This window comes from Bacillota bacterium LX-D, assembly GCA_031628995.1.
Taxonomy (GTDB): Bacteria; Bacillota; DUOV01; order DUOV01; family Zhaonellaceae; genus JAVLUO01.
On sequence record JAVLUO010000017.1, the window covers coordinates 1 to 21727 of the forward strand.

Consider the following 21727-nt stretch of genomic DNA (forward strand, 5'->3'; position numbering starts at 1 on the left):
AGTACATTAATTCTATTGAACCGCCGTATACCGAACGGTACGTACGGTGGTGTGAGAGGACGCTGAATTAATTAATTATTCAGCTCCTACTCGATTTGACAAAAACAGACCTTTTTCGATTTTTAATATATCAAATTCTTTCTGCCTTTTTTGTACAATTTACTTAAAATAAATTATTTGCGAATTTTACTTCTCAAAGTGTATTAGAAAAGCTTTCCGAGTACGTATTCAATGACAAGCTCATTCCCAAAAATGTTGATGAATACAACAGATTCCTGGTATATCAAGACAATGAAGTGGTGCAGCAGAAAAAAGAACTTGAAAAAACGGGTTGAAACTCTCGAGAAGGATATCGACAGTGTAATTAATCTACTCACAAAAGTGGCGTCGGATGCTTTGTTGAATAAACTTAAGGCGTTAGAAGAAGAAAGATATTCTCTGGAAACAAAGCTCAATCAATTATATAAGTCGGTTAAAACCAATAAAGTGACAGCTGCTGACATATCAGCCGCTTTTCAGAAAGCACGTCAGATGCTTGCAGATGGTTATTCCCTAACCTGAAAAAAATCGTTGAGTTATACGTTCAGAAAATCATTGTTTATGAAGACAGAGCCGATGTTTATCTGAACTTTCAGCCACACTTGCGTATTCCATTCGATGATTTTGACGGTGAGGGAACGAAAAAAGAAAATGAGGTAAAAGAGAGTTTAATGGTTTCAAATACTGGAACAGATGGATGGGGACTAAGGGTGCAAAATTGTGCTGGTACAGCATGTTTTCCCTCACGTCGACCGAATTAAGAGTCGAGAACGGATAATCGCTACTCATACCCGTTCTTACGAAAGGGGACATACCTCGTTACAATTGGAGCATTATCAAGTGCGGGAGCGAATAGAACAGGCCCACAGCACTGGTTACAAAGACTTTTTGAAGGTTCGCTTATTAATGCGCGAGTATTCACTTGAGGAAGTTAGCCAAGCGATCACAGCAATTGGCCCATTAATGTCCAATGACGTATCCCTTCGTCAATATCTGACTAACAAACGAGAACAACTGACGATCCCTTAACCACATGAAGTTAAAAGAGGTCGTAACGGTAAGAATTTAAGAACAGGGCATAGGGTTTGATGAATGAAGGAATGAAGGAAAAAGATATCCCGCAGTTTGGGCAGCGCCGCCGGAAGATAGGAATGATAAAGCCTTCATTCTAACTGTATACGGTGCGCATATATTTGCCGTGGCGATGGGTTTTGCCCTTGCACCTGGGACAAGAATAAGAGGCTATCCAGTACCAATTTTCAACTTCAGCTAAATAAGCAGTGACGACACCGGAAAAAGGTAGTATAATAGGCATTGAATCATCCCTTTTATAGGGGTATGAGAGACCTTTTCGGGGAGTGGCGTCGCAACCAACTGGCCCCGAGGAGGTCTCGTCCTATTTTCAGGCATAAAAATAGCCCTATCGACTGATAGGACTAATATATTGGATTAAAGTTCTTCTGTCAAATAATTAAAGAAAAAGCTCTTTTTACTGACATAGAAACATGGGAGTAACACTGTACCACGGTTGAAAATATACCTGAATACGAGGGAAAAATTGAACAAGTTAAAAAGCAGGTTGAAATTAGTAAAAGATGCGGTAGAGAACTATGGGATGAAAAAAATAGAACATACTTAAAACTACTAGAAGATACGTTGGAAAAAGTTAAAGAATAGAAGATACTTCACAAAAATGGTGGTTCAAGGGAGTATGTAATATGATGGCTGATAACACTAAAGGACTTAAAGAATATGCAAAGAAGAAAAGTCAATTAACTTTAGAAAAGGTTGATAAAGCCATTAGAGAACTCTCCCTTAAAGGAGAAAAGGAGAAAATAAAAAACTAAAAGAGCAATTAGAAATACTAAGGAGGAAATTATACGAAAGATTATAATAATTTATCATCAAAATTATTAATATTTTATACACGATATAATAAAAATAGGCCACATTAATTATATGTAGTTTATGTATAAATATAGTCATGACAAGGGGCTTCGTACTTTATACACTAGATATCAAAAGGAGGAAAAAGTAAAATGGAACATATTCTTTGGGGCCCGAGATTGGAAGAAAAGTTTTATTTAAGAGATACTGAGCTAGTTGCACAAGAAATGTTGGGCAAATGGCTTGTATACGATAGTTCTGGAGGACTAACTGCGGGAATTATTGTGGAAACTGAAGCATATCTAGGTAAAAAAGATCCATCCTGTCACTCGGCTAAAGGTTGTACAGAGAGAAACAAGGTTATGTTTGGACCGGCAGGAGTGTTTTATATTTATTTTATTTATGGAGTACACTATTGTTTAAATGTTACAACAGCTTCTTTAGATAGGCCTGAAGCAGTACTGATTAGAGCTTTGGAACCTAAGGTTGGTATTGAATTAATGAGGGAACGGCGGCATAAAGAAAAAGTCACTGAACTATGTTCGGGTCCTGGGAAACTAGTGCAAGCAATGGGAATTAGCAAAACTTTAAATGGTACAAGTTCTTTTGAAGGTCCCTTAGGTATCTATGATAGTTTAGAAAGTCTAAATTTCGAAATTACAGTTACTGCCAGAGTTGGCATTAAGGAGGCTGCTAATTGGCCATTGCGTTACTATATTAAAGGTAGCCAATATGTTTCTAAAAAGTAAAAATATAAAAAGGAAAACAATAATCAAAATTGAATACGTATTAAAAGTATAATTAGAGGTGATATCATGAAATTGGTAGAAATTTATAAGTTAGCTGTACAGCAGGGCATAGAAAATGATCCAAGAGGAAAGGAAGAAGTTAAGAAATATTTGGCAAGAAAGCAGGCAATATTCAACGATTTAAAAGAAGATGAGCAAGCTGATTTTGATCAGGAACAGCTTTCTAACCCTTATAATGATACACGAATACTAAATGGAAACGAAGATTGCGAAATTAAGAGGATTTTGGCGGGAATCGACATCGAAATGGGAGAATTGCTCCTCGCTGAACATCTCTCTAATAAAGGGAAAAAAATTGATTTGGTGCTAGCCCACCATCCTGAGGGAAAAGCTCTAGCTGGGTTAAATGATGTTATGCATTTACAGGAAGATCTATTATATCAACTAGGAGTACCCATTAATATTGCCGAAGATATTATGTCCAGTAGGATTAACGAAGTTAAACGAGGTTTAATGCCAATAAATCATAATAAAACTGTGGACGGTGCTAAAATTTTAGGTTTACCAATGATGTGCGTTCATACTCCTGCAGATAACTTAGTAACTGCTTTTTTAACTAGGCTTTTTGAAGAACGACAGCCAGATACAGTTGGGGATATCTTAAAAATTTTAAAAGAAATACCTGAATACCAAGAGGCAACTAAAATTAATGCAGGTCCAATGATTTTTGTTGGTAGTAAGGAAAGAAGAGCAGGAAAAATATTTGTTGATATGACAGGCGGAACTAGTGGATCGGAAGATGCATATGAGAAATTGGCTCAGGCCGGAGTGGGAACATTAGTAGGCATGCACATTGGGGAAAAACACCGTAAGGAAGCGGAAAAAGCTCATCTCAATGTGATTATCGCTGGTCACATATCAAGCGACTCCCTAGGGATGAATTTATTATTAGATATGTTAGAGAAAAATGAAATCGAAGTAATATGTTGTGCTGGACTAACTAGAATAAAAAGGGAAAGTGCTTTAAAATAGTTTATACTAAATATATGTTATTTTTTTCCTACTAAATTTATAGTAGGTTTTTTTATTAAGTAAATTATTTAAATATTTACAGCAAAATTTTCTGGCTTTAAAATAATCTTAAAATATCTTTAAATTGGGGATGCGGTATATGATAAAGAAGCCTAGTCAAACTTTGCGAGCAGAAGACATTGTGGAATTTGATTTTATTGTACTAAGGGATCTTAAAAATGTTTCCTATTTTTTATCTATCGCCCAAGAAAAATTTGGAGTTTGGATAGATGAGAAAGGGGGAAAAGGTCAAGTATTCGATTGCAGACAAGAGATAAGCGAGGAAGGAATTTGTGCTGCCGTTGTCCCTCCCAATATAAATCTTAAAGATGTCTTATCCAAAATTACAATTAGAAGCCCTTATCTAATCGTTGCTGATGAGGATAATAATCCCTTAGGTGTTATTAGTTGGGAGAATTTGCTCCAAAAGTTGCACTATTATTTGGAGGTTTTGGAAACAGAGTTAGATACAGTACTAGATACAGTAAATGAAGCAGTAACAATAATTGATGAGGAAGACATTGTTGCTGGTTGGAATAGAAGAGCTCAGGAAATGTATCAAATACCTCCTCAAAATATTCTAGGTGAGAATATTAAAAAATTTTTCTCCAGTTTAGTAGTTACGGAAGTTATTAAAGATGGAGAAGTGAGGGACTCTTATCATCAACCTTGCCGGGGTATCCATGTTTTAATTAACGCCTCTCCCCTAAAATTAAATGAAAAAAATATTGGCAGTGTCGGTGCCGAACGGGACATTACTGAAACGGTGTATTTGTATAACGAGTTATCAAGAGCTAGTTCACAAGTAATGCTTTTAGAGCAGAAGATTAAAAAGAATATTTCAAGTGGCGAAGCGTTCAAAAAAATTCATGGCCATAGTAAAAAGCTACAAAAAATTATTTCTTTTGCAAGAAAAGTAGCAATAACTAACGCTACGGTTTTGATTGAAGGAGAGAGTGGAACGGGTAAAGAACTTTTTGCTGAAGCTATTCATCTAGCAAGTCCGCGCAAAGATAAACCCTTTGTAATAGTAAATTGCGGTGCTATTCCAGCTAGCCTCTTTGAAAGTGAGCTTTTTGGAATTAAAGAAGGTAGACCCGTAGGGGTGGATGTTAACGGTAAAATAGGAAAGTTTGAATTGGCAAATGGAGGCACGATTTTGTTAGACGAAATTGAAAGTATGCAGTTAGATATGCAGGTTAAGCTTTTAGGAGTTTTACAGAGCAGAAAGTATTATAGCATTGGTGCCAAGGAACCTTCGGAGGTTGACGTAAGGGTAATTGCAGCTAGTAACCTGGAATTAGGCAGGATGGTAGCAGAAGGTTTATTTAGAGAAGACCTATATTATCAACTAAATGTAGTAACGATTGATATCCCGCCTTTACGGGAAAGAAAAGACGACCTGCCTGAATTAGTCTATCTTTTTGTGCAAGAATTTGCTAATTACCATCATAGGGAAATAAAGAAGATTGATCCTGAATTAATGTCAGTTTTCCTTAATTACCCTTGGCCTGGGAATATAAGAGAGCTAAGAAATGTTATAGAACGTTTAGTAATATTAGCTGAAGATAGCTCCATTTCAAAGGTTAATTTGCCAGATAGTTTACAAGCGGTGCCTGTATCAAACGAAATCACCTCAAGTTTAAATAAACTTACCGAACAGACGGAAAAACAAGTGATTCTACAGGCTCTGAAAGAAACAGGTGGCAATAAATCTAAGACAGCAAAGCTTTTGGGTATACCACGCAGCACCTTGTATTATAAACTGAAAGCACTTAATATGCTATAATTTTTTTAACTAAAATGTGTCCAAAAAACTAACACAGTGGCGGAAAATTGCGCAAAAGTACTAGACAGGAGTTAAAGGAAATTATAAACTGATATGGAATGGAAGTGAACAAAATTCAGTAAAAGGGGGAACTACAGTGGGAAATATTAAGACTAAAATGTTATCTTTACTATTAATTTGCGTATTTTTGCTAACATTTATTACTGGCTGCGGTGGACAATCTAGTTCTGGCAGCGGTCAAGACGATGAAATTAAAATTGGTTTTTTAGGCGCTTTAACGGGTGAAGTTGCTTCTTACGGTATTAATACTTTAAAAGGCATGAAAATGGCAGCAGATGAAATTAATGCTGACGGCGGAGTTTTGGGTAAAAAAATAAGGATCATTGAAGCTGATAATAGAGGAGATAAAGGTGAAATTGCTAATGTAACCCAGAAATTTATTACAAGAGATAAAGTTGCTGCTATTATTGGTGATCCTACTACAGGCGGAACTAAAGTTGCAGCGCAAATAGCTCAACAGGGCAAAGTAGTTTTACTTTCAGCAGGTGCTGTTGGCACAGGTGTAGTAGAAATTGGCGATTATATTTTCCGTAATACTTTATTGGATTCGGTAGCTGCACCTGTTGTTGTAAAATATCTAAAGGAAAACATGGGATGGGAAAAGGTAGCAATTGTAACTTCTAAAAATAACGACTATAGTGTGGGGCAAACAAAGGTATTCAAAAAAGCTCTCAGTGAAAATGGCGTAGAGGTTGTTACCGAAGAATTTATTCAAGATAAAGACACTAATTTCAGTGGTCAAGTTACAAATATTAAAGCCAAAAACCCAGATGGTATTGTATTTACCGGCTACTATACCGAAGGAGGCTTGTTAATGGCGGAGGCCTACAAACAAGGATTAAAGGTAAATTTAGTTGGAGGAGACGGTTTATTATCTGATGTTTTAATTAAACTAGGTGGAAAAGGCGTTGAGGGTAGTATGACTTTTGCAGGTTTTTCCCCAGAGAAACCTGATGAAAATACGAAAAAATTTATAGATACATATAAAACAAAGTATAATGAAGAGCCTGATATGTTTGTAGCTCAAGGCTATGATGCTGTTAAAATAATTGCAGAAGCTATTAAAAAAGCTAATAGCACTGATCCAACTGTGTTTAAAGCAGAATTAGCAAAAATAAAAGATTTTCCTGGTGTATCAGGTAGTACAACTTTTAAAGCAAATAGAGAACCTGTAAAAAGCCCCGTTAATTTGCTAGTAGTAAAGAACGGAAAGTTTAGTTTGTTAGCTAAAATACCAGTAGAGATTAATTGATTTCTAGATGGGATTGTGGTTCTAAGACATGCAATCCCATCTAATCTAACGTTATATTTCTGGAGTGTGAAAAATGTTTTATCAACAATTATTAAATGGGCTAACTGTAGGATCAGCTTATGCCTTAATAGCTTTAGGATATACAATGGTTTACGGAATTATTACCTTAATCAATTTTGCCCATGGAGAAATTTTTATGGTAGGTGCTTTTGTTGGTTTAGCACTGGCTATTTTTTTTAAGGCGAATATTTTTGTTACTATAATCGGTGCTATGGTTGCTTGTATGCTTTTAGGAGTTGTAGTAGAAAAAATTGCTTATCGCCCTTTAAGAAGATCTTCTAGACTTTCTGCCTTAATAAGTTCAATTGGTGTATCTATTTTTTTGTCAACCTTAGTTCAATTAATCCGTGGCCCACAAACTACTAATTATCCAACAAACATAATTCAGAATTCAATGTATCATTTAGGTTCTATTCAAATCTCAAAATTACAGGTTATGATGATTTTAATTTCAGCACTACTAATGCTGGGATTGCATCTCATAGTTAAATATACAAAAATTGGCAAAGCCATGAGAGCAGTTTCTCAAGATTATGATGCAGCAAGTTTAATGGGAATTAATATTAACCAAGTAATTTCTTTTACCTTTGCCGTTGGTTCGGCGCTGGCGGCAGCAGGAGGCGTTTTAGTTGGTATTTATTTTAATGCCGTAGCACCACTTATGGGCCTCTCAGCAGGGTTAAAAGCTTTCTCTGCAGCTGTTTTAGGAGGTATTGGCAGTATTCCTGGAGCTATGCTTGGCGGCGTGATTTTAGGTATTGCTGAAATTACGGCAATTGCCCTTGGTAAATCCTCCTATACTGATGCTATAGCTTTCAGTATATTGCTTTTAGTGTTGCTGATTAAACCCACAGGGTTACTTGGTCGTCCCATACAAAGGAAAGTTTAGGTGAGAATTTTGGACTTTATATTTAATGATTATAATTTACGTATACTAATTAGCGTTGGAATTTATATAATAATGGCCCTTGGCTTAAATCTAATTACTGGTGTTACAGGACAACTATCTCTTGGTCATGCTGCTTTCATGAGTATTGGCGCATATACATCTGCATTGATTTCCATGAAATTAGGCTTACCTTTTGGGGTTGCCCTACTGGCAGGTGCTTTAATGGCTAGCTTTTTTGGCGTTTTAGTTGGTTTCCCTACATTGCGTTTAACTGGGGATTATTTGGCTATTGCAACTTTAGGCTTTGCTGAAATTGTTCGTGTTCTTCTGGTTAACATGCAATTTACAGGAGGAGCTTTAGGACTTTCACCAATACCAAATAAAACAAATTTATATATAGTTTATTTACTTGTTTTTGTTGTGATTTTTGCCATGTATCGAATTGAAAATTCTAGAGTGGGCCGTGCTTTTTTAGCTATTAGGGAAGACGAAATTGCTGCTGAAGCAATGGGAATTCAAACTACAAAATATAAAATTTTAGCCTTTGCCATGGGAGCTTTTTGTGCCGGCTTAGGTGGGGCACTATATGCCCATTATATTACTTATATAAATCCTATTGATTTTGGCTTTATGAAATCTATAGAAATATTGAACATGGTCGTTTTAGGTGGAATGGGAAGTATACCTGGTACAATAATAGGTGCAAGTTTATTAACCTTAGCTCCTGAAACGTTGAGGTTTGTGGATGAGTACAGAATGCTATTCTATGGCGCAATGCTAATTGCTTTAATGATTTTTAGGCCCAATGGTCTACTTGGAGGAGTTAACTTTAGAAATTTAGTTTTTAAAACCTTTAAATTAAACCGGTCTTCCCAGGGCAAGTAAATAAGGGGTGAAAATAATGAGCCTTTTAGATCTAAATGATGTAACTATTAATTTTGGCGGTTTGACTGCAGTACAATCTCTAAATTTAAAAATTGAAAAAGGAGAAACCCTGGCTTTAATAGGCCCCAATGGTGCTGGGAAAAGTACAGTTTTTAATATGATTACAGGTATTTATCCTCCAACCAAAGGTGAAATATTATTCAATAATGAAAAGATTAACGATTTAAAACAGTTTCAAGTTACTAAGAAAGGAATAGCTAGAACCTTTCAAAATATTCGTTTGTTTAAAGATTTAAGTGTTCTAGATAATGTAAAAATTGGCTGCCATGCACACACTAAAAGTGAAATACTAGGAGCTTTTATGCGTTTCCCATCTGTGAAAATAGAAGAGCAAAAAATTACTTCTGAGGCCCAAAAGTTTCTAAAATTAATGCAGCTTGATCATAAGAGTGATGAAATGGCGAAAAATTTATCCTATGGAGAACAGCGCCGTTTAGAAATTGCTAGAGCATTGGCTTCCCATCCCAAATTGCTCTTACTTGATGAACCAGTGGCTGGCATGAACCCTCAAGAAAAAGTTGCTTTGTCGAAAGTTATTGGAGAAATTAAAAATTTAGGTATAACTATTTTTTTAGTCGAGCACGATATGAAATTTGTTATGAGTATTTCCAACCGGGTTGCAGTACTAGATTATGGGCGTAAAATAGCAGACGGGACACCGAAAGAAATTAAAAAGCATCCAGAAGTTATTGCAGCTTATTTAGGAAAGGGAGTGGTCTAGTGCTGATAGTAAAAAATATAGATGTCAGTTACGGGGCCATTAAAGCCATACAAAATATTTGCTTTGAAGTTAATGAAGGTGAAATAGTTACTTTAATTGGGGCCAACGGAGCAGGAAAAAGTACAACTCTTCGGGCTATATCTGGCTTGGTTACCATGGATTCTGGTACAATTACAATGGAAGGAAAAAGTATCCACAATTTACCTCCGCATGTTATAGTTAGTATGGGAATTTCCCATGTTCCTGAGGGCAGAAGAGTGTTTCCTCAAATGAGTGTTGCTGAAAATTTGGAATTAGGTGGTTATACAAGAAAAGATAAGAAAAACAAATTTGTTGATATTGAGCAGATTTACGAAAAATTTCCACGTTTAAAAGAACGAAAAAATCAATTGGCTGGGACCCTTAGTGGTGGAGAACAGCAGATGCTGGCTATTGGTAGGGCTTTGGTATCTAAACCCAAATTACTCCTTTTGGATGAGCCTTCAATGGGACTTGCTCCAATGCTAGTTCAACAGATATTCGATACTATAAAAGAAATAAACTCTAATGGGACAACTATACTTCTAGTAGAACAAAATGCACATATGGCTTTGACCATAGCTCATCGAGCTTATGTGTTGGAAACGGGAGAAATAGTGCTTTCAGGAACAGCTAAGGAGCTGGCAGAAAATCCAGAAGTGAAGAAGGCATATCTAGGCGAATAACAAAAAAATAGTGGTGTTTATTTTGGTAAAGATTTTGAGTAAGAATTTATTTGACCATAAGGGCAAACATGCGCTAAATCCATACCTAGTTATGGCCATAGCTATTATATGCATATCCTTCGGTTCAATTTTTTCTAAAATGTCCGATGCACCTGCGATTATTATTGCGGCCTATAGGTTGGGTTTTTCTTCATTATTATTACTACCTTTTATATTTGGCAAAAGTTGGCAAGAATTTAAAAGTATAAAAAGCTCTAAGGTACTTTGGGCTTTGTTAAGTGGTTTGTTTTTAGCTTTACATTTCGCTACTTGGGTAAGTTCATTAAAATATATTACTGTTTCAAGCTCGGTGGTATTAGTGGCACTACAGCCCGTTTTTGTTGCCGTGGGCTCCTATTTATTCTTAAAGGAAAAAATACCTATTAAAGCATTATTAGCTGGGCTGATAGCTTTAAGTGGTACGTTCCTAATTGGAGCAGGAGATTTACAAATTGGCAGCAAAGCGTTGTGGGGGGACTTTTTAGCTATTAGTGGAGCAGTATTTGCCGCTGCTTACTGGATAGTTGGACGTTCTTTAAGGCAATCTCTAAGTGTTACAACTTATACCTTTTTGGTTTATACAACTAGTGCAGTAATACTTTTTGGATTCGCATATGTACAGAGTATACCTCTTTTGGCATATGACATAAAAAATTGGGTGCTGTTTTTTGCATTGGCAATAGTTCCTACCTTAGGAGGGCATTCCCTTTTTAATTGGTCCTTAGGGTATGTTCAATCTATCGTAGTCTCCATAAGTATTTTAGGAGAAGCAGTTGGGGCTACTATTTTAGCTTATTTTATCTTTGGTGAAGCGCCAACGTTTATTGAACTATTTGGTGGGATTGTAATTTTATTAGGATTATATTTATTTATTATAAATAATAAGCAATAGGAAAGTGAAAATTTTATCATTTTCCTATTGCCTTAATTTAGAACTCTGGCTTAGAGTTCTTTTCTATTTATTGATCTTTTTTCGCTATTTTAGCCATGCAATAGACCAAACTTTCACTTTCAACATGGAAGTTTATACATTGGCAGCATTTCCCATGACGTTCACAATCCTTTTTAGGACAATTGCAGTTCTCTTCATTGCAGTTTTGTGCCATCGTTTTTCCTCCTTTATGTATAATTTCTTATTAATAATAACATGAATTTTTCATCTTTAAATTAATAAATTAAGGAAATTAACTAGTAATTTATTTAAATTGATCTAGCAGGAAATATTAACTTAAAACAGGAAAATAGGATTTGGTTAGATTTTTTGTATAAACAAATAATAGATTACGAGACAATAAAGCTTTAATGGGGGTTTACTCAGTGAATGATAAAATTGAACTTCTTGGTCCTGCGGGAAGCAAAGAAGCATTTATTGCAGCAATTCAAAATGGTGCCGATGCAGTATATTTAGGAGGGAAATCATTTAGTGCAAGACACTACGCTGCTAATTTTGATGATAAGGAATTAGAATGGGCTGTGCAGTATGCACATAGACAAAATAAACTAGTTTATGTGACTTTAAATACTTTACTCAGGGACGATGAATTGGAACAGGCAGCTACATATTTAAATTTTCTTTATGGGATTGGAATAGATGCTGTTATAGTGCAGGATTTAGGATTGGTGAAATTAATTAGAGATTTATTTCCCAACTTAAAAATACATGCTAGTACTCAAATGACAATTCACAACGCTGCGGGAGTAAAGTTTTTGGAGGAACTAGAAATCAAAAGGGTTGTGTTAGCAAGGGAAGTTAATTTAAATGATATCGAGGCAATAAAAAAAATAGCAAATGTTGAGTTAGAGATATTTGTTCATGGTGCTTTGTGTATTTCTTATTCCGGACAGTGTTTAATGAGCAGCATGATAGGAGGTAGGAGTGGCAACAGAGGCAAATGTGCCCAACCTTGTCGTATGAAATATCAGCTTATTAAAGGGAAAAAGCAAATTGCATCTGAACAGGGTGAGTACCTTCTTAGTCCTCAAGATTTAAATACTATATTATATTTGCCGCAAATTCTAAGTTCAGGGGTAACCTCCCTGAAGCTTGAGGGTCGAATGAAAAGACCCGAATATGTGGCCACAGTTATACGTATTTATCGCCAGGCTATAGATAGATTTTTACAAAACCCCGCAAATTTTGAAGTTACTGCTCAAGAGCTTCGAGAGCTTACACAAATTTTTAATCGTGATTTTACCACTGGCTATTTTCTAGCAAACCAAGGATCGGATCTAATGAGTTATAAAAGACCTAATAATAGAGGTTTATTTTTGGGAAGAATTTTGGAAACCAATGTTCAAGAACATAAAGCAAAAATTAAGCTTGAGGAACCTGTAGCCATTGGCGACGGCATTGAAATCTGGGTTTCCAAAGGTGGAAGAAAGGGCCTAACACTTCAAAAAATATGGGTAGGTGGTAAAAAAGTTACCGAGGCACAAGCAGGGCAGGAAATTACAATAGAAATAGCTGATAAGGTAAAAGCAGGTGATAGAATTTTTAAAACTCACGATGCAAAGCTTATGGCCAAAGCACAAGAATCCTATCAAAATCCAAATGCAGAAAAGAAGATCCCACTAAAAGTCTTAGTAGATGTAAAGGAAGGGCATCCATTGAGTCTAACCATGGAAGACGATGAAGGAAATAAAGTTACTGGACGGACTAGTTTTATTACAGAAAAAGCATTAAAGAGACCACTTACGGAGGATTATTTATGGCAGCAACTTGACCGTCTTGGTAATACTCCTTATTGTTTAGGTGAATTTTTTTGTAAAATTGAAGGCAATGTTATGGTGCCGGCCAGCGAAATTAATAATGTGCGTCGGAGTCTAGTAACAGAATTAGAACAAAAGAGACAACAAAAAGTTTCTAATCAGCCCATAGACTCTGTAGTTATTAAAGACTATTTTAATCAAAGATCCTATAAGCACCAAAGCCAAGGATTTATGTTGAGTGTTGCTGTAAGAAATTTTGACTCAGCTTTGGCAGCTATTGAAGGTGGAGCACAAAGAGTTTACATGTTTCACACTCCTTTTCGTTCCAGGGCGCTATCTAAGGCAAATCTTGATGACGTATTAGTAGAGGCGGCGAAGAACAATTGCTCTTTAGTATTGGCTTTACCACGTATTTGGCACGAACACGAAGCTGTTAAAATAAACCAGCTAATTACTTATTATACTAATAAAGGTATAGATGGATTCCTTGCAAGTAATTTGGGATCACTTAAAATTTTAATAGATTCTAGGATACGTAATAATATATACGCTGATTACCCTCTCAATATATTTAATAACTTAACAATAAAACAATTGCAGGAAATTGAGAATATTTGTTTATTGTGCCTCTCTCCGGAACTGAATTTTAAGCAAATCAAAGAACTTAATGCAAAAATAGAAGCACCTGTAGAATGCATTGTCCATGGTTCTTTACCTTTAATGATTTCCGAATATTGTGCCGTTGGTTCTCTAGTGGGAGGCAAAAATGCAGCTAATCCTTGTTCTAAACCATGTTTAAATGAAAAATATGCTTTGCGTGATCGACTAAATATAGAATTTCCTTTAGAAATGGATGAAAGCTGCCGTATGCATATTTATAACTCTAAAGAGCTTTGTTTAATTGATGATTTGCCTCATTTCACTGAAATAGGTATATTTAATTACAGAATTGAAGCACTAGGCAATGAACCAAAGAACATTAAGCAGATAACTAGTATCTATCGACAGTCTTTGACTGCATTAGATTCTGGATTAAAGGATAAAGATAAATTGGTCCACTATAAAGAAATGCTTGCAGCAAATAGTAACACTGGTTTTACAAAAGGACATTATTATCGTGGTGTGTTATAATTAAGCTGATAAGTTAATTTAAAAATAGGTGAAAGTATGCAAAAGACATATAACAAGCTTGAACTGCCAAAAATATTGGAAATGTTAATAGGGCTATGTACTAATTCCTTAAGTAAAGAATTAGCGGCCAACTTAGTGCCTGAATCAGACTTGACAGTATTAAAGAATTGGCAAGATGAAACAACAGAAGCTAGAGAGATATTAAGGTTATACCCCAATATACCTTTAGGGGGAATTAGAGATCTTAGAGATATTTTACGCAGGGCAACTATAGGGGCAATTTTAGATCCTTCTGATTTACTAGCCATTCAAAATACACTTGTTGCGGGGCGGCGTTTACGACGATTTTGTCTTGAATTAAAAAAACCTTATCCACAGCTTCAAGAATGTGCTAGCAACATTAGTTCTTTTGCTAAATTGGAGCATTCTATTGAATCAATTATTGATGATGATGCAAATGTACGTGATAATGCATCATCTCGGCTTTTTGAACTGCGCAGAAAAATAATTTCAACACATGAAAAAATCAAAGTAAAATTAGAAAAAACAGTGCGATCTCCGGAACATCAAAAGTATCTGCAGGATAGTTTAATTACAATCAGGGGAGATAGGTATGTTGTGCCTGTCAAACAAGAATATAGATCTCAAGTCCCTGGTTTAGTCCATGACCAATCAGCTAGTGGGGCTACTTTATTTATTGAGCCCATAGAAGTAGTTGAACTGAACAATGAACTGCGCGCTTTAATTTTAGAAGAAAAAAATGAAGTAGAAAGAATTCTACAACGGCTTACGGAGCAAGTAAAAGATTCAGCCGAAGAAATACTAATCACTTTAAAATATCTTGCCAAAGTAGATTTTATATTTGCTAAAGGCTTATTAAGTTTAAATATGGATGGAAGTGAACCTGAGCTAAATAGAGAGGGGAAGATTAGGCTTTTAAAAGCAAGACATCCTTTAGTATCAGGTAAAGTTATTCCTATTTCTTTAGAATTAGGATATGACTACAGCACTATGGTTATATCTGGACCAAATACAGGTGGAAAAACAGTTACATTAAAAACTGTTGGTCTACTTTCTTTAATGGCGCAGCTTGGTCTGCATATTCCAGCTGAGCCGGGATCAGTTATAGCAGTTAATACTCAAATATTTGCTGATATTGGTGACGAACAAAGTATCGAACAATCCTTAAGTACATTTTCTTCGCATCTAATCAATATTGTCAATATTATTAAAAAAGTAGATCATAACTCATTAATACTTTTAGATGAATTAGGTGCGGGAACAGATCCAACAGAAGGTTCTGCCTTAGCTATGGCTATTCTTACTCATGTACATGAGTTGGGAGCAAGAACAATAGCTACAACTCATTATAGTGAATTAAAAGCATTTGCATATTCTACCCCTGGTGTTATTAATGCAAGTGTTGAGTTTAACGTGGAAACATTACGCCCAACATATAGACTTTTGATTGGCTTACCTGGGCGCAGCAATGCTTTGGAAATTGCTTTACGGCTGGGGCTTTCGGCCGAGATAATTGCAAAGGCTAGATCTTTCATATCCCAAGAAGAACTGCAAGTTGCTGATATTATTCAAGATTTAGAGGAAAATAGAAGAATTAGCTCCTCTGAAAGAGAAGAAGCGGAACGCCTAAAAATGGAGGTAGAAAGTTTAAAACATGCTCTAGAAGAGGAAAAACAGAATCTAAAAGTTAAAGAAGCAAAAATTTTAGAGAAAGCATATCTGGAAGCTGCAGAAATTATTCGAAAATCCCAGAGGCAGTCTGAGGAAATACTTCAGCAATTAAAAACTGATTTAACTCATGAAGCAAAAGTTGCTCAAGAACAAATGACCATTACTGCCAAACAGCAGTTAAGGGCTTTAGAAAATGAGCTTGATAGGCATATAGCTAGGTTTGATACAACCCCGGGAAAACCGCCCCAGAGGCTAAAACCTGGTGATCAGGTTTTTATTACTACCTTACAGCAAAAAGGCACTGTACTTGCAGAACCTAATTCGCAAGGTGAAGTACAAGTTCAAGCTGGAATCTTAAAAATTACTGCCAAATTAAATGATTTAAGAGAAGTGCAGCCTGAAAAAACAATTAGTTCAAAATCCAATACTGTTAAAATAATGCAAAGTAAAAGCCTACAAGTATCTAATGAAATTGACTTAAGGGGTCAAATGGTCGATGAAGCATTGGAGAAGATCGACAAATATTTAGATGACGCTGTTTTAGCAAATTTACCTAATGTTTACCTTATTCATGGAAAGGGTACGGGAGCATTAAGGTCTGCTATAAAAGAATATTTGAGAGGACACCATCATGTGAAATCATTTCGCTTAGGGGATTATAGTGAAGGGGGCAACGGTGTGACAGTGGTAACTTTAAGAGGTTAAAAGTTAAAGAGTTGAATAGTTTTTCAACTCTTTTTAATTACTATCCATTATTTCATATGGACCCTAACTTCATTGGAAAATGTACGTAAGTTGTTTTTAGTGTTAATAGCAAATACTCTATAGTGGTAAATTTGTCCCGGTTTAATTAGGCGGTCCAGGTATGTTTGGTTATCTGTAATTTTAATGGTTTGGTGTTTATTATTTTTATCGCTCCAACGCTCGATACTATAAGTTATAGATGATTGAAGACGATTATTTGACCTCCAATATAGCCTTATGCCTGCTTTTTCTTTCTCTGCGTATAGGAATGGAGCTTCAGGGCTATTGCTTCCTTGATTTGTGGCTTTTGTAGCATTTTTGCTATTAATTTGCCCAGCCTCTGGAGAATTGACGGAGTTAGTATATGCTCTGTGTATAGGGCAAATAGTTTTTGGTTCCTCTAAGTTTGAATCTTCTGGCAATTTACCTTTGGAAATAGGAATAGGTCTTCGCATAAAAATACCACTTATGATGTTAGGACAGTTGGGGCTGGCAAGAAGACCAGAGTCTGCACAGACCTGGTCTTCTTGCCAAATATCAGAAACAGTTTTAGGTATATTTTTTTGGGCAAAAATTTCTTTGCCTATAAAGGCCGGAGGAGTAAGCTGGCTGGGTAAAAAACCGGATTTTTTATCAATATCAACATATGCCAATCCTCTAGGCATATAGAAAGTTTGCACAGGCTTATTATTTAAAACACTTTCCATTACTTGGCGCCAAATTTGTGCTGGATATTGGCCTCCATAAATTTTATACAAGTAATGGTCCTTATCTGTCTTATCAAAACCCATCCAAACTACACCCACCAATTCCGGTGTATAGCCTGCAAACCATGCATCTTGATTACCTGTTTTCCCGTAAAATTCTGGCCTATCAGGCAGTTGTGTTGTTCCTGTTTTTCCTGCTACCGGCCTATTCATACGAGCTCTGGTACCTGTACCAGAGGTAACTACTGTTTCCAACATACTTGTCATTAAATATGAAGATTGTTCAGACATAACTTCCACTGCTTTAGGGTGTGCTTCATAAAGTATATTTCCATGATGATCTTCAATTTTTGTTATTACATAAGGTTCAATACGCACGCCTTGATTATCAAAAGCACAATAAGCTGATGCTAAGTCAAGTGGTGAAACACCATATGTCAAACCACCTAATGCTAAACTTAGGTTTTTATCTGATGGCACCAGGGGAAGTCCGGATTTTAATGCAAAATTATAACCTGTATTGATCCCGATAGTATCTAGCATTTTAACTGCTGGGACGTTAACAGAATATCTAAGTGCTTCTCGCATACTAATTAGTCCCCTGTACCTGCCGTCGTAGTTAGTTGGCCTATAGGGAGGATTCCCTGCAAAGACTACAGGAGAATCGTCAATTACGCTTGCCGGGGAATACCCTTCCTCAAGAGCAGGACCATATACAGCTATGGGCTTTATCGTTGAACCTGGAGAGCGTTTCATTTGAGTGGCCCTATTTAATCCTCTTTCCGTCTTGTAATTTCTTCCACCAACAAGGCCTTTTATTTCCCCCGTATGTGGGTCGATTATTACCATTGCACCTTGTACAGGTACTCCACCTATATCGGAGGGGAAATTACGTGGATTAGAGAAAACCTCCTCAATTTTACTTTGAACTGTTTGGTCTAGTGTTGTATAGACCTTATATCCTCCCTTGTATATTTCTACGGAAGAAACCTGATTATCTTCTAAAACCCTTTCTGCTTCTTCAATTGCATGGTCAATAAAATATCCATATTTTGTTTTTGGGGAAGTATCTACGTTAGCTGCTAAATTAAATTCCTCCTTATTAGCCTCGTCAGCTTTACTTTGGGTAATATAACCGTGCTTAACCATATTAGCCAAAACCCTGGCTCTTCTTCCTTTAGCTGCTTCTGGATGCCGATAGGGATCGTATGCAGCAGGACGTTGAGTTAAGCCTGCAATAAGTGCACATTCCGCCAAGTCTAATTCTTCAACATCTTTGCCAAAAAATGTTTTAGCTGCCGTTTGAACTCCATACGCCCCGCGTCCAAAAGGTATTTGATTCAAATAAAATTCAAAAATCTGGTCCTTACTATAAGTGCGTTCTAACTGGATTGCTAGAATAGCTTCTTGAACTTTTCGTTGCAAGCTTTTTTTATATCGGTATTTTTCATCAATAAATGCATTTTTAGCTAACTGCTGGGTAATTGTGCTTCCTCCTTGTGCACCGTAACCATATCTTATATTAGCGTAAAGTGCTCGAGCAAGACTTCTAAAGCTGATACCATGATGCTTCATAAAATTAGGATCCTCAGTTGCAATGAAAGCATTCTTAAGGTTCTGAGGAATTTTATTGTAATCTACTAATATACGATTTTCTAAGCCGTGCCTCTCAGCAACTAATGTACCCTCAGAGTCATAAAAACTAGTAGTCATATCCCCGGTGATTTCCCCAGGTTTCCACTTGGGCATATTTTTAATGACTCCTACCATGAAGCCAGCCGTTGCCCCAAACCCCACAATAAATAAAAGCAGTAAAATAAAAATAGCAAGGCGACCCACATTTAATTTACGGGTAACCTTTTTTTGAGCAGTCATCTTTAAAGCCTCCTCTTACTACTTAATATCTAAAAAAATCTATTTAGAATTAAGTATCATTTTAATTAGGTTATACGTAATTATTATATCATAAGGGATAATTTGGTGAAATGAGCAAAATACTTGCTATTTGGTCTCTAAATATGGTAATATTACTTATAATTTGTTTATTAAAATAGTCAATATAAGCATAAATCAACGATAATAGCTTCTTCTCTAGATTAATGTAAGAGGGAAGTGTTTTTTAGTTTAGGTCGCTAATTTTTAAATGTAGTTTAAAAACAACAAATCAACGATATTCATGGCAGGTGGTTATTTTGTGTTTCGAAGAAGAAGTAAAACATCAGCATAATATTATTAAGCGTGGCGCAGCAGAAATTGTACCAGAAGATGAACTAATTAAGAAAATAAAAAAATCAATTGAAAAGCAAAAGCCGTTAAAGGTTAAGTTGGGTTTAGATCCAAGTGCACCCGATATACATTTAGGTCATACTGTGGTTTTACAAAAAATGCGTCAGTTTCAAGAGTTGGGACATCAAATTATTATCATCATAGGTGATTTTACAGGACGTATTGGAGATCCTACTGGCAAATCAGAAACTAGAAAGCAACTATCGGAAGAAGAAGTTCAACGAAATGCCCAAACATATAAAGAGCAAATTTTTAAAATACTTGACCCTGTAAAAACTAAAGTTGTATTTAACAGCCAATGGTTGGCTCCTTTGAGTTTTGTAGATGTTATTAAGCTGGCAGCCAATTGTACAGTAGCTAGGATGTTGGAAAGAGATGATTTTGCTAAGCGTTATCGTGAAAATTTGCCCATAGGTATTCATGAATTTTTCTATCCTTTAATGCAAGGTTATGATTCTGTGGCTTTAGAAGCAGATATTGAGCTAGGTGGAACTGATCAGAAATTCAATCTCTTGATGGGTCGAACATTACAAAAGGAATATGGGCAAGAACCTCAAATTGCTTTAATGATGCCTATTTTAGAAGGACTCGATGGCGTTCAAAAAATGAGCAAAAGTTTAGGTAATTACATAGGCGTTAATGAAAATCCCGATGAAATGTTTGGTAAAACCATGTCCATTACCGATGAATTAATGCCTCGCTATTTTGAATTAGTGACAGATGTATCATTAGAAGAATTAAACAAGATTAAAGAAGGATTAGAATCGGGATCGCTTCATCCAAGGGATGCCAAGGTTCGCCTAGCGAAGGAAATTGTTAGAATGTATCATGGTCAGCAAGCTGCTTTAGAAGCCGAACATAATTTTAATAAAATTTTTCAAAAGCATGAGTTACCTAATGACTTACCTAAAGTTTTTATAGAAGCAAGTGAGGCTGAGAAGCCTATTTGGTTGCCAAAGTTATTAGTATTAACTAAATTAGTTGATAGTACAAGTGAAGCAAAAAGACTAATTTCCCAGGGAGCAGTTAAAATTAATGAGGATAAAATTACAGATTCTTCATTGAACATTGTTCCTGAAAATGAAATGGTTATTAGGGTAGGTAAAAGGAAGTTCGCAAAGCTAATTCTTAAAAATTAAGCTTGTCAATTTTTATTAAATTCTTAATAAATAGATTCAAATCTATCTTTCTGTGTTTGATTTAGCGTAAGATAGCTTAATCTCATCAGATATGATAGATTTTTTATTTCTGAAAAAAATAATTATTTATTGCACCTTTATAAAAATTAAACATATATTATTGTAAAAATGAGCACTTGTGCAAAAGAGGTGGATAATATGCGAAGGAGAAGAGCTCGTCGGCGTTCGTCCTTGCCCCTCCCCTTACTTGCAATAATTATTTTTGTTATATCATTTCTTTATTTAGTTGAAAAAAGTTTAACTGGAACAATATTTGCTTTTGCTAAAGCTGAGGCTCGCTGGACTGCAACAGAGGTAGTTAATAAGGCGGTGATTGAAAAAGTTGTTCCCAATATTACGTATACAGATCTCGTTAAGCCTGAAAGAAATACCCAGGATGAATTAGTCTTTATGCAGGTTAATATGATTAAAGTTAATAAAATCACTTCTGAGGCTGTTTTAGAAATACAAAAATCGTTATCTAGACTGAGCAAAGTAAAATTTAAAATACCATTGGGTCAAGTATTTGGTATAAAACTTTTTGCCAATAGCGGTCCGACATTTAATTTAACCCTTCTGCCTGTAGGCACTGTTGAAGCCAAAATATTAGATGATTTCGAAGAAGCTGGCATCAACCAAACACGCCATAGAGTTTATTTAAATGTAAAAAGTACAGTTCAGGTAATTATACCATTCGTAAGTCAAACAATGCCTGTAGAAACTAGAGTACCGCTAGCAGATGCTATAATTGTTGGACGTGTACCGAATACATATTTAAATTTTCAAAAGGCGGCCGGCAATAATTAAAACATGAAATAATTTTTGATATTGACAATAATATAAATATATGCTATATTACAAAAATGTCAGTGAAAAGCCTAGCTAGTTGGGAAAGTAATGTAGTTATTAACAAAAACAGCTGATAGGTAATAAATACCATTGACTGACACCGATAAACATGATAGAATAACCATTGTCGTCGCCTGAGGGCGGCAACGAAAGAAAAGCAACAACAAAGAGAGAACAGGTCTTTGAGAACTGAACAGTGGAAAAACATGCCCGATTCATTAAAGGC

At 35.8% G+C, this 21727-nt stretch carries 16 protein-coding genes and 1 pseudogene; 15 read left to right on the forward strand and 2 right to left on the reverse strand.

Annotated elements, in window-relative coordinates; translation table 11 throughout:
* Positions 1 to 318: 318 nt before the first annotated feature.
* The 11 genes and pseudogenes from RDV78_10740 to RDV78_10790 all read left to right on the forward strand — a co-directional run bounded on the left by RDV78_10740 (position 319) and on the right by RDV78_10790 (position 11097).
* Positions 319 to 561 (forward strand): hypothetical protein, encoded by a 243-nt coding sequence (locus tag RDV78_10740; protein ID MDS1030913.1) that lies wholly within the window; start codon positions 319 to 321, stop codon positions 559 to 561.
* Between the two features lie 1199 nt (positions 562 to 1760).
* Positions 1761 to 1868, forward strand: a pseudogene (locus RDV78_10745) (transposase).
* Between the two features lie 210 nt (positions 1869 to 2078).
* The gene (locus tag RDV78_10750; protein MDS1030914.1) at positions 2079 to 2675 is read left to right on the forward strand and encodes a DNA-3-methyladenine glycosylase; all 597 of its coding nucleotides are present in this window, start codon (positions 2079 to 2081) and stop codon (positions 2673 to 2675) included.
* A gap of 66 nt (positions 2676 to 2741) precedes the next feature.
* Positions 2742 to 3707, forward strand: coding sequence for an NGG1p interacting factor NIF3 (locus RDV78_10755; protein ID MDS1030915.1), 966 nt, complete (start codon positions 2742 to 2744; stop codon positions 3705 to 3707).
* Positions 3708 to 3846: 139 nt separating this feature from the next.
* Positions 3847 to 5535 (forward strand): sigma 54-interacting transcriptional regulator, encoded by a 1689-nt coding sequence (locus tag RDV78_10760; GenBank protein MDS1030916.1) that lies wholly within the window; start codon positions 3847 to 3849, stop codon positions 5533 to 5535.
* Positions 5536 to 5671: 136 nt separating this feature from the next.
* Entirely contained in the window at positions 5672 to 6847 is a 1176-nt protein-coding gene (locus tag RDV78_10765; protein MDS1030917.1) for an ABC transporter substrate-binding protein, read from the forward strand.
* 73 nt (positions 6848 to 6920) lie between these two features.
* A complete protein-coding gene (locus tag RDV78_10770) occupies positions 6921 to 7796 on the forward strand; it encodes a branched-chain amino acid ABC transporter permease (protein MDS1030918.1) in 876 nt (291 codons plus the stop codon).
* A 9-nt stretch (positions 7797 to 7805) separates the two neighbouring features.
* Positions 7806 to 8681, forward strand: a complete 876-nt coding sequence (locus RDV78_10775) for a branched-chain amino acid ABC transporter permease (protein MDS1030919.1) — start codon at positions 7806 to 7808, stop codon at positions 8679 to 8681.
* Positions 8682 to 8697: 16 nt separating this feature from the next.
* A complete protein-coding gene (locus RDV78_10780; protein MDS1030920.1) occupies positions 8698 to 9462 on the forward strand; it encodes an ABC transporter ATP-binding protein in 765 nt (254 codons plus the stop codon).
* The gene (locus tag RDV78_10785) at positions 9462 to 10166 is read left to right on the forward strand and encodes an ABC transporter ATP-binding protein (GenBank protein ID MDS1030921.1); all 705 of its coding nucleotides are present in this window, start codon (positions 9462 to 9464) and stop codon (positions 10164 to 10166) included. The genes RDV78_10780 and RDV78_10785 overlap by 1 nt, the downstream gene beginning before the upstream one ends.
* Before the next feature lie 22 nt (positions 10167 to 10188).
* Positions 10189 to 11097: a DMT family transporter gene (locus tag RDV78_10790; protein ID MDS1030922.1), complete on the forward strand. Its 909-nt coding sequence runs from the start codon at positions 10189 to 10191 to the stop codon at positions 11095 to 11097.
* Between the two features lie 67 nt (positions 11098 to 11164).
* Here RDV78_10790 and RDV78_10795 read toward each other — a convergent pair whose 3' ends face one another.
* Positions 11165 to 11311, reverse strand: a complete 147-nt coding sequence (locus RDV78_10795; GenBank protein MDS1030923.1) for a hypothetical protein — start codon at positions 11309 to 11311, stop codon at positions 11165 to 11167.
* Positions 11312 to 11522: 211 nt separating this feature from the next.
* Between RDV78_10795 and RDV78_10800 the strand changes: the two genes are divergently transcribed.
* A complete protein-coding gene (locus RDV78_10800) occupies positions 11523 to 14045 on the forward strand; it encodes a DUF3656 domain-containing protein (protein MDS1030924.1) in 2523 nt (840 codons plus the stop codon).
* A gap of 36 nt (positions 14046 to 14081) precedes the next feature.
* The gene (locus RDV78_10805; protein ID MDS1030925.1) at positions 14082 to 16442 is read left to right on the forward strand and encodes an endonuclease MutS2; all 2361 of its coding nucleotides are present in this window, start codon (positions 14082 to 14084) and stop codon (positions 16440 to 16442) included.
* Between the two features lie 47 nt (positions 16443 to 16489).
* Here the strand turns inward: RDV78_10805 and RDV78_10810 are convergent, their stop codons facing one another.
* On the reverse strand, positions 16490 to 19063 hold the full coding sequence (locus RDV78_10810; GenBank protein MDS1030926.1) for a penicillin-binding protein 1A: 2574 nt from the start codon (positions 19061 to 19063) through the stop codon (positions 16490 to 16492).
* A 314-nt stretch (positions 19064 to 19377) separates the two neighbouring features.
* Here RDV78_10810 and tyrS point away from each other — a divergent pair, with 314 nt between their 5' ends.
* Both tyrS and yunB read left to right on the forward strand, forming a co-directional pair.
* Positions 19378 to 20613 carry a tyrosine--tRNA ligase gene (gene tyrS / locus RDV78_10815; protein MDS1030927.1) on the forward strand — a complete coding sequence of 412 codons (1236 nt, stop codon included), beginning with the start codon at positions 19378 to 19380 and terminating at the stop codon, positions 20611 to 20613.
* A gap of 198 nt (positions 20614 to 20811) precedes the next feature.
* On the forward strand, positions 20812 to 21459 hold the full coding sequence (gene yunB, locus RDV78_10820) for a sporulation protein YunB (GenBank protein ID MDS1030928.1): 648 nt from the start codon (positions 20812 to 20814) through the stop codon (positions 21457 to 21459).
* Positions 21460 to 21727: the final 268 nt, after the last annotated feature.

Bases quoted from the DNA above. Each gene is read 5' to 3' on its own strand.
- RDV78_10750 (MDS1030914.1), top strand. From the start codon at position 2,079: ATGGAACATATTCTTTGGGGCCCGAGATTGGAAGAAAAGTTTTATTTA.
- RDV78_10755 (MDS1030915.1), top strand. From the start codon at position 2,742: ATGAAATTGGTAGAAATTTATAAGTTAGCTGTACAGCAGGGCATAGAA.
- RDV78_10760 (MDS1030916.1), top strand. From the start codon at position 3,847: ATGATAAAGAAGCCTAGTCAAACTTTGCGAGCAGAAGACATTGTGGAA.
- RDV78_10770 (MDS1030918.1), top strand. From the start codon at position 6,921: ATGTTTTATCAACAATTATTAAATGGGCTAACTGTAGGATCAGCTTAT.
- RDV78_10780 (MDS1030920.1), top strand. From the start codon at position 8,698: ATGAGCCTTTTAGATCTAAATGATGTAACTATTAATTTTGGCGGTTTG.
- RDV78_10795 (MDS1030923.1), bottom strand. From the start codon at position 11,311: ATGGCACAAAACTGCAATGAAGAGAACTGCAATTGTCCTAAAAAGGAT.
- RDV78_10805 (MDS1030925.1), top strand. From the start codon at position 14,082: ATGCAAAAGACATATAACAAGCTTGAACTGCCAAAAATATTGGAAATG.
- RDV78_10810 (MDS1030926.1), bottom strand. From the start codon at position 19,063: ATGACTGCTCAAAAAAAGGTTACCCGTAAATTAAATGTGGGTCGCCTT.
- yunB (MDS1030928.1), top strand. From the start codon at position 20,812: ATGCGAAGGAGAAGAGCTCGTCGGCGTTCGTCCTTGCCCCTCCCCTTA.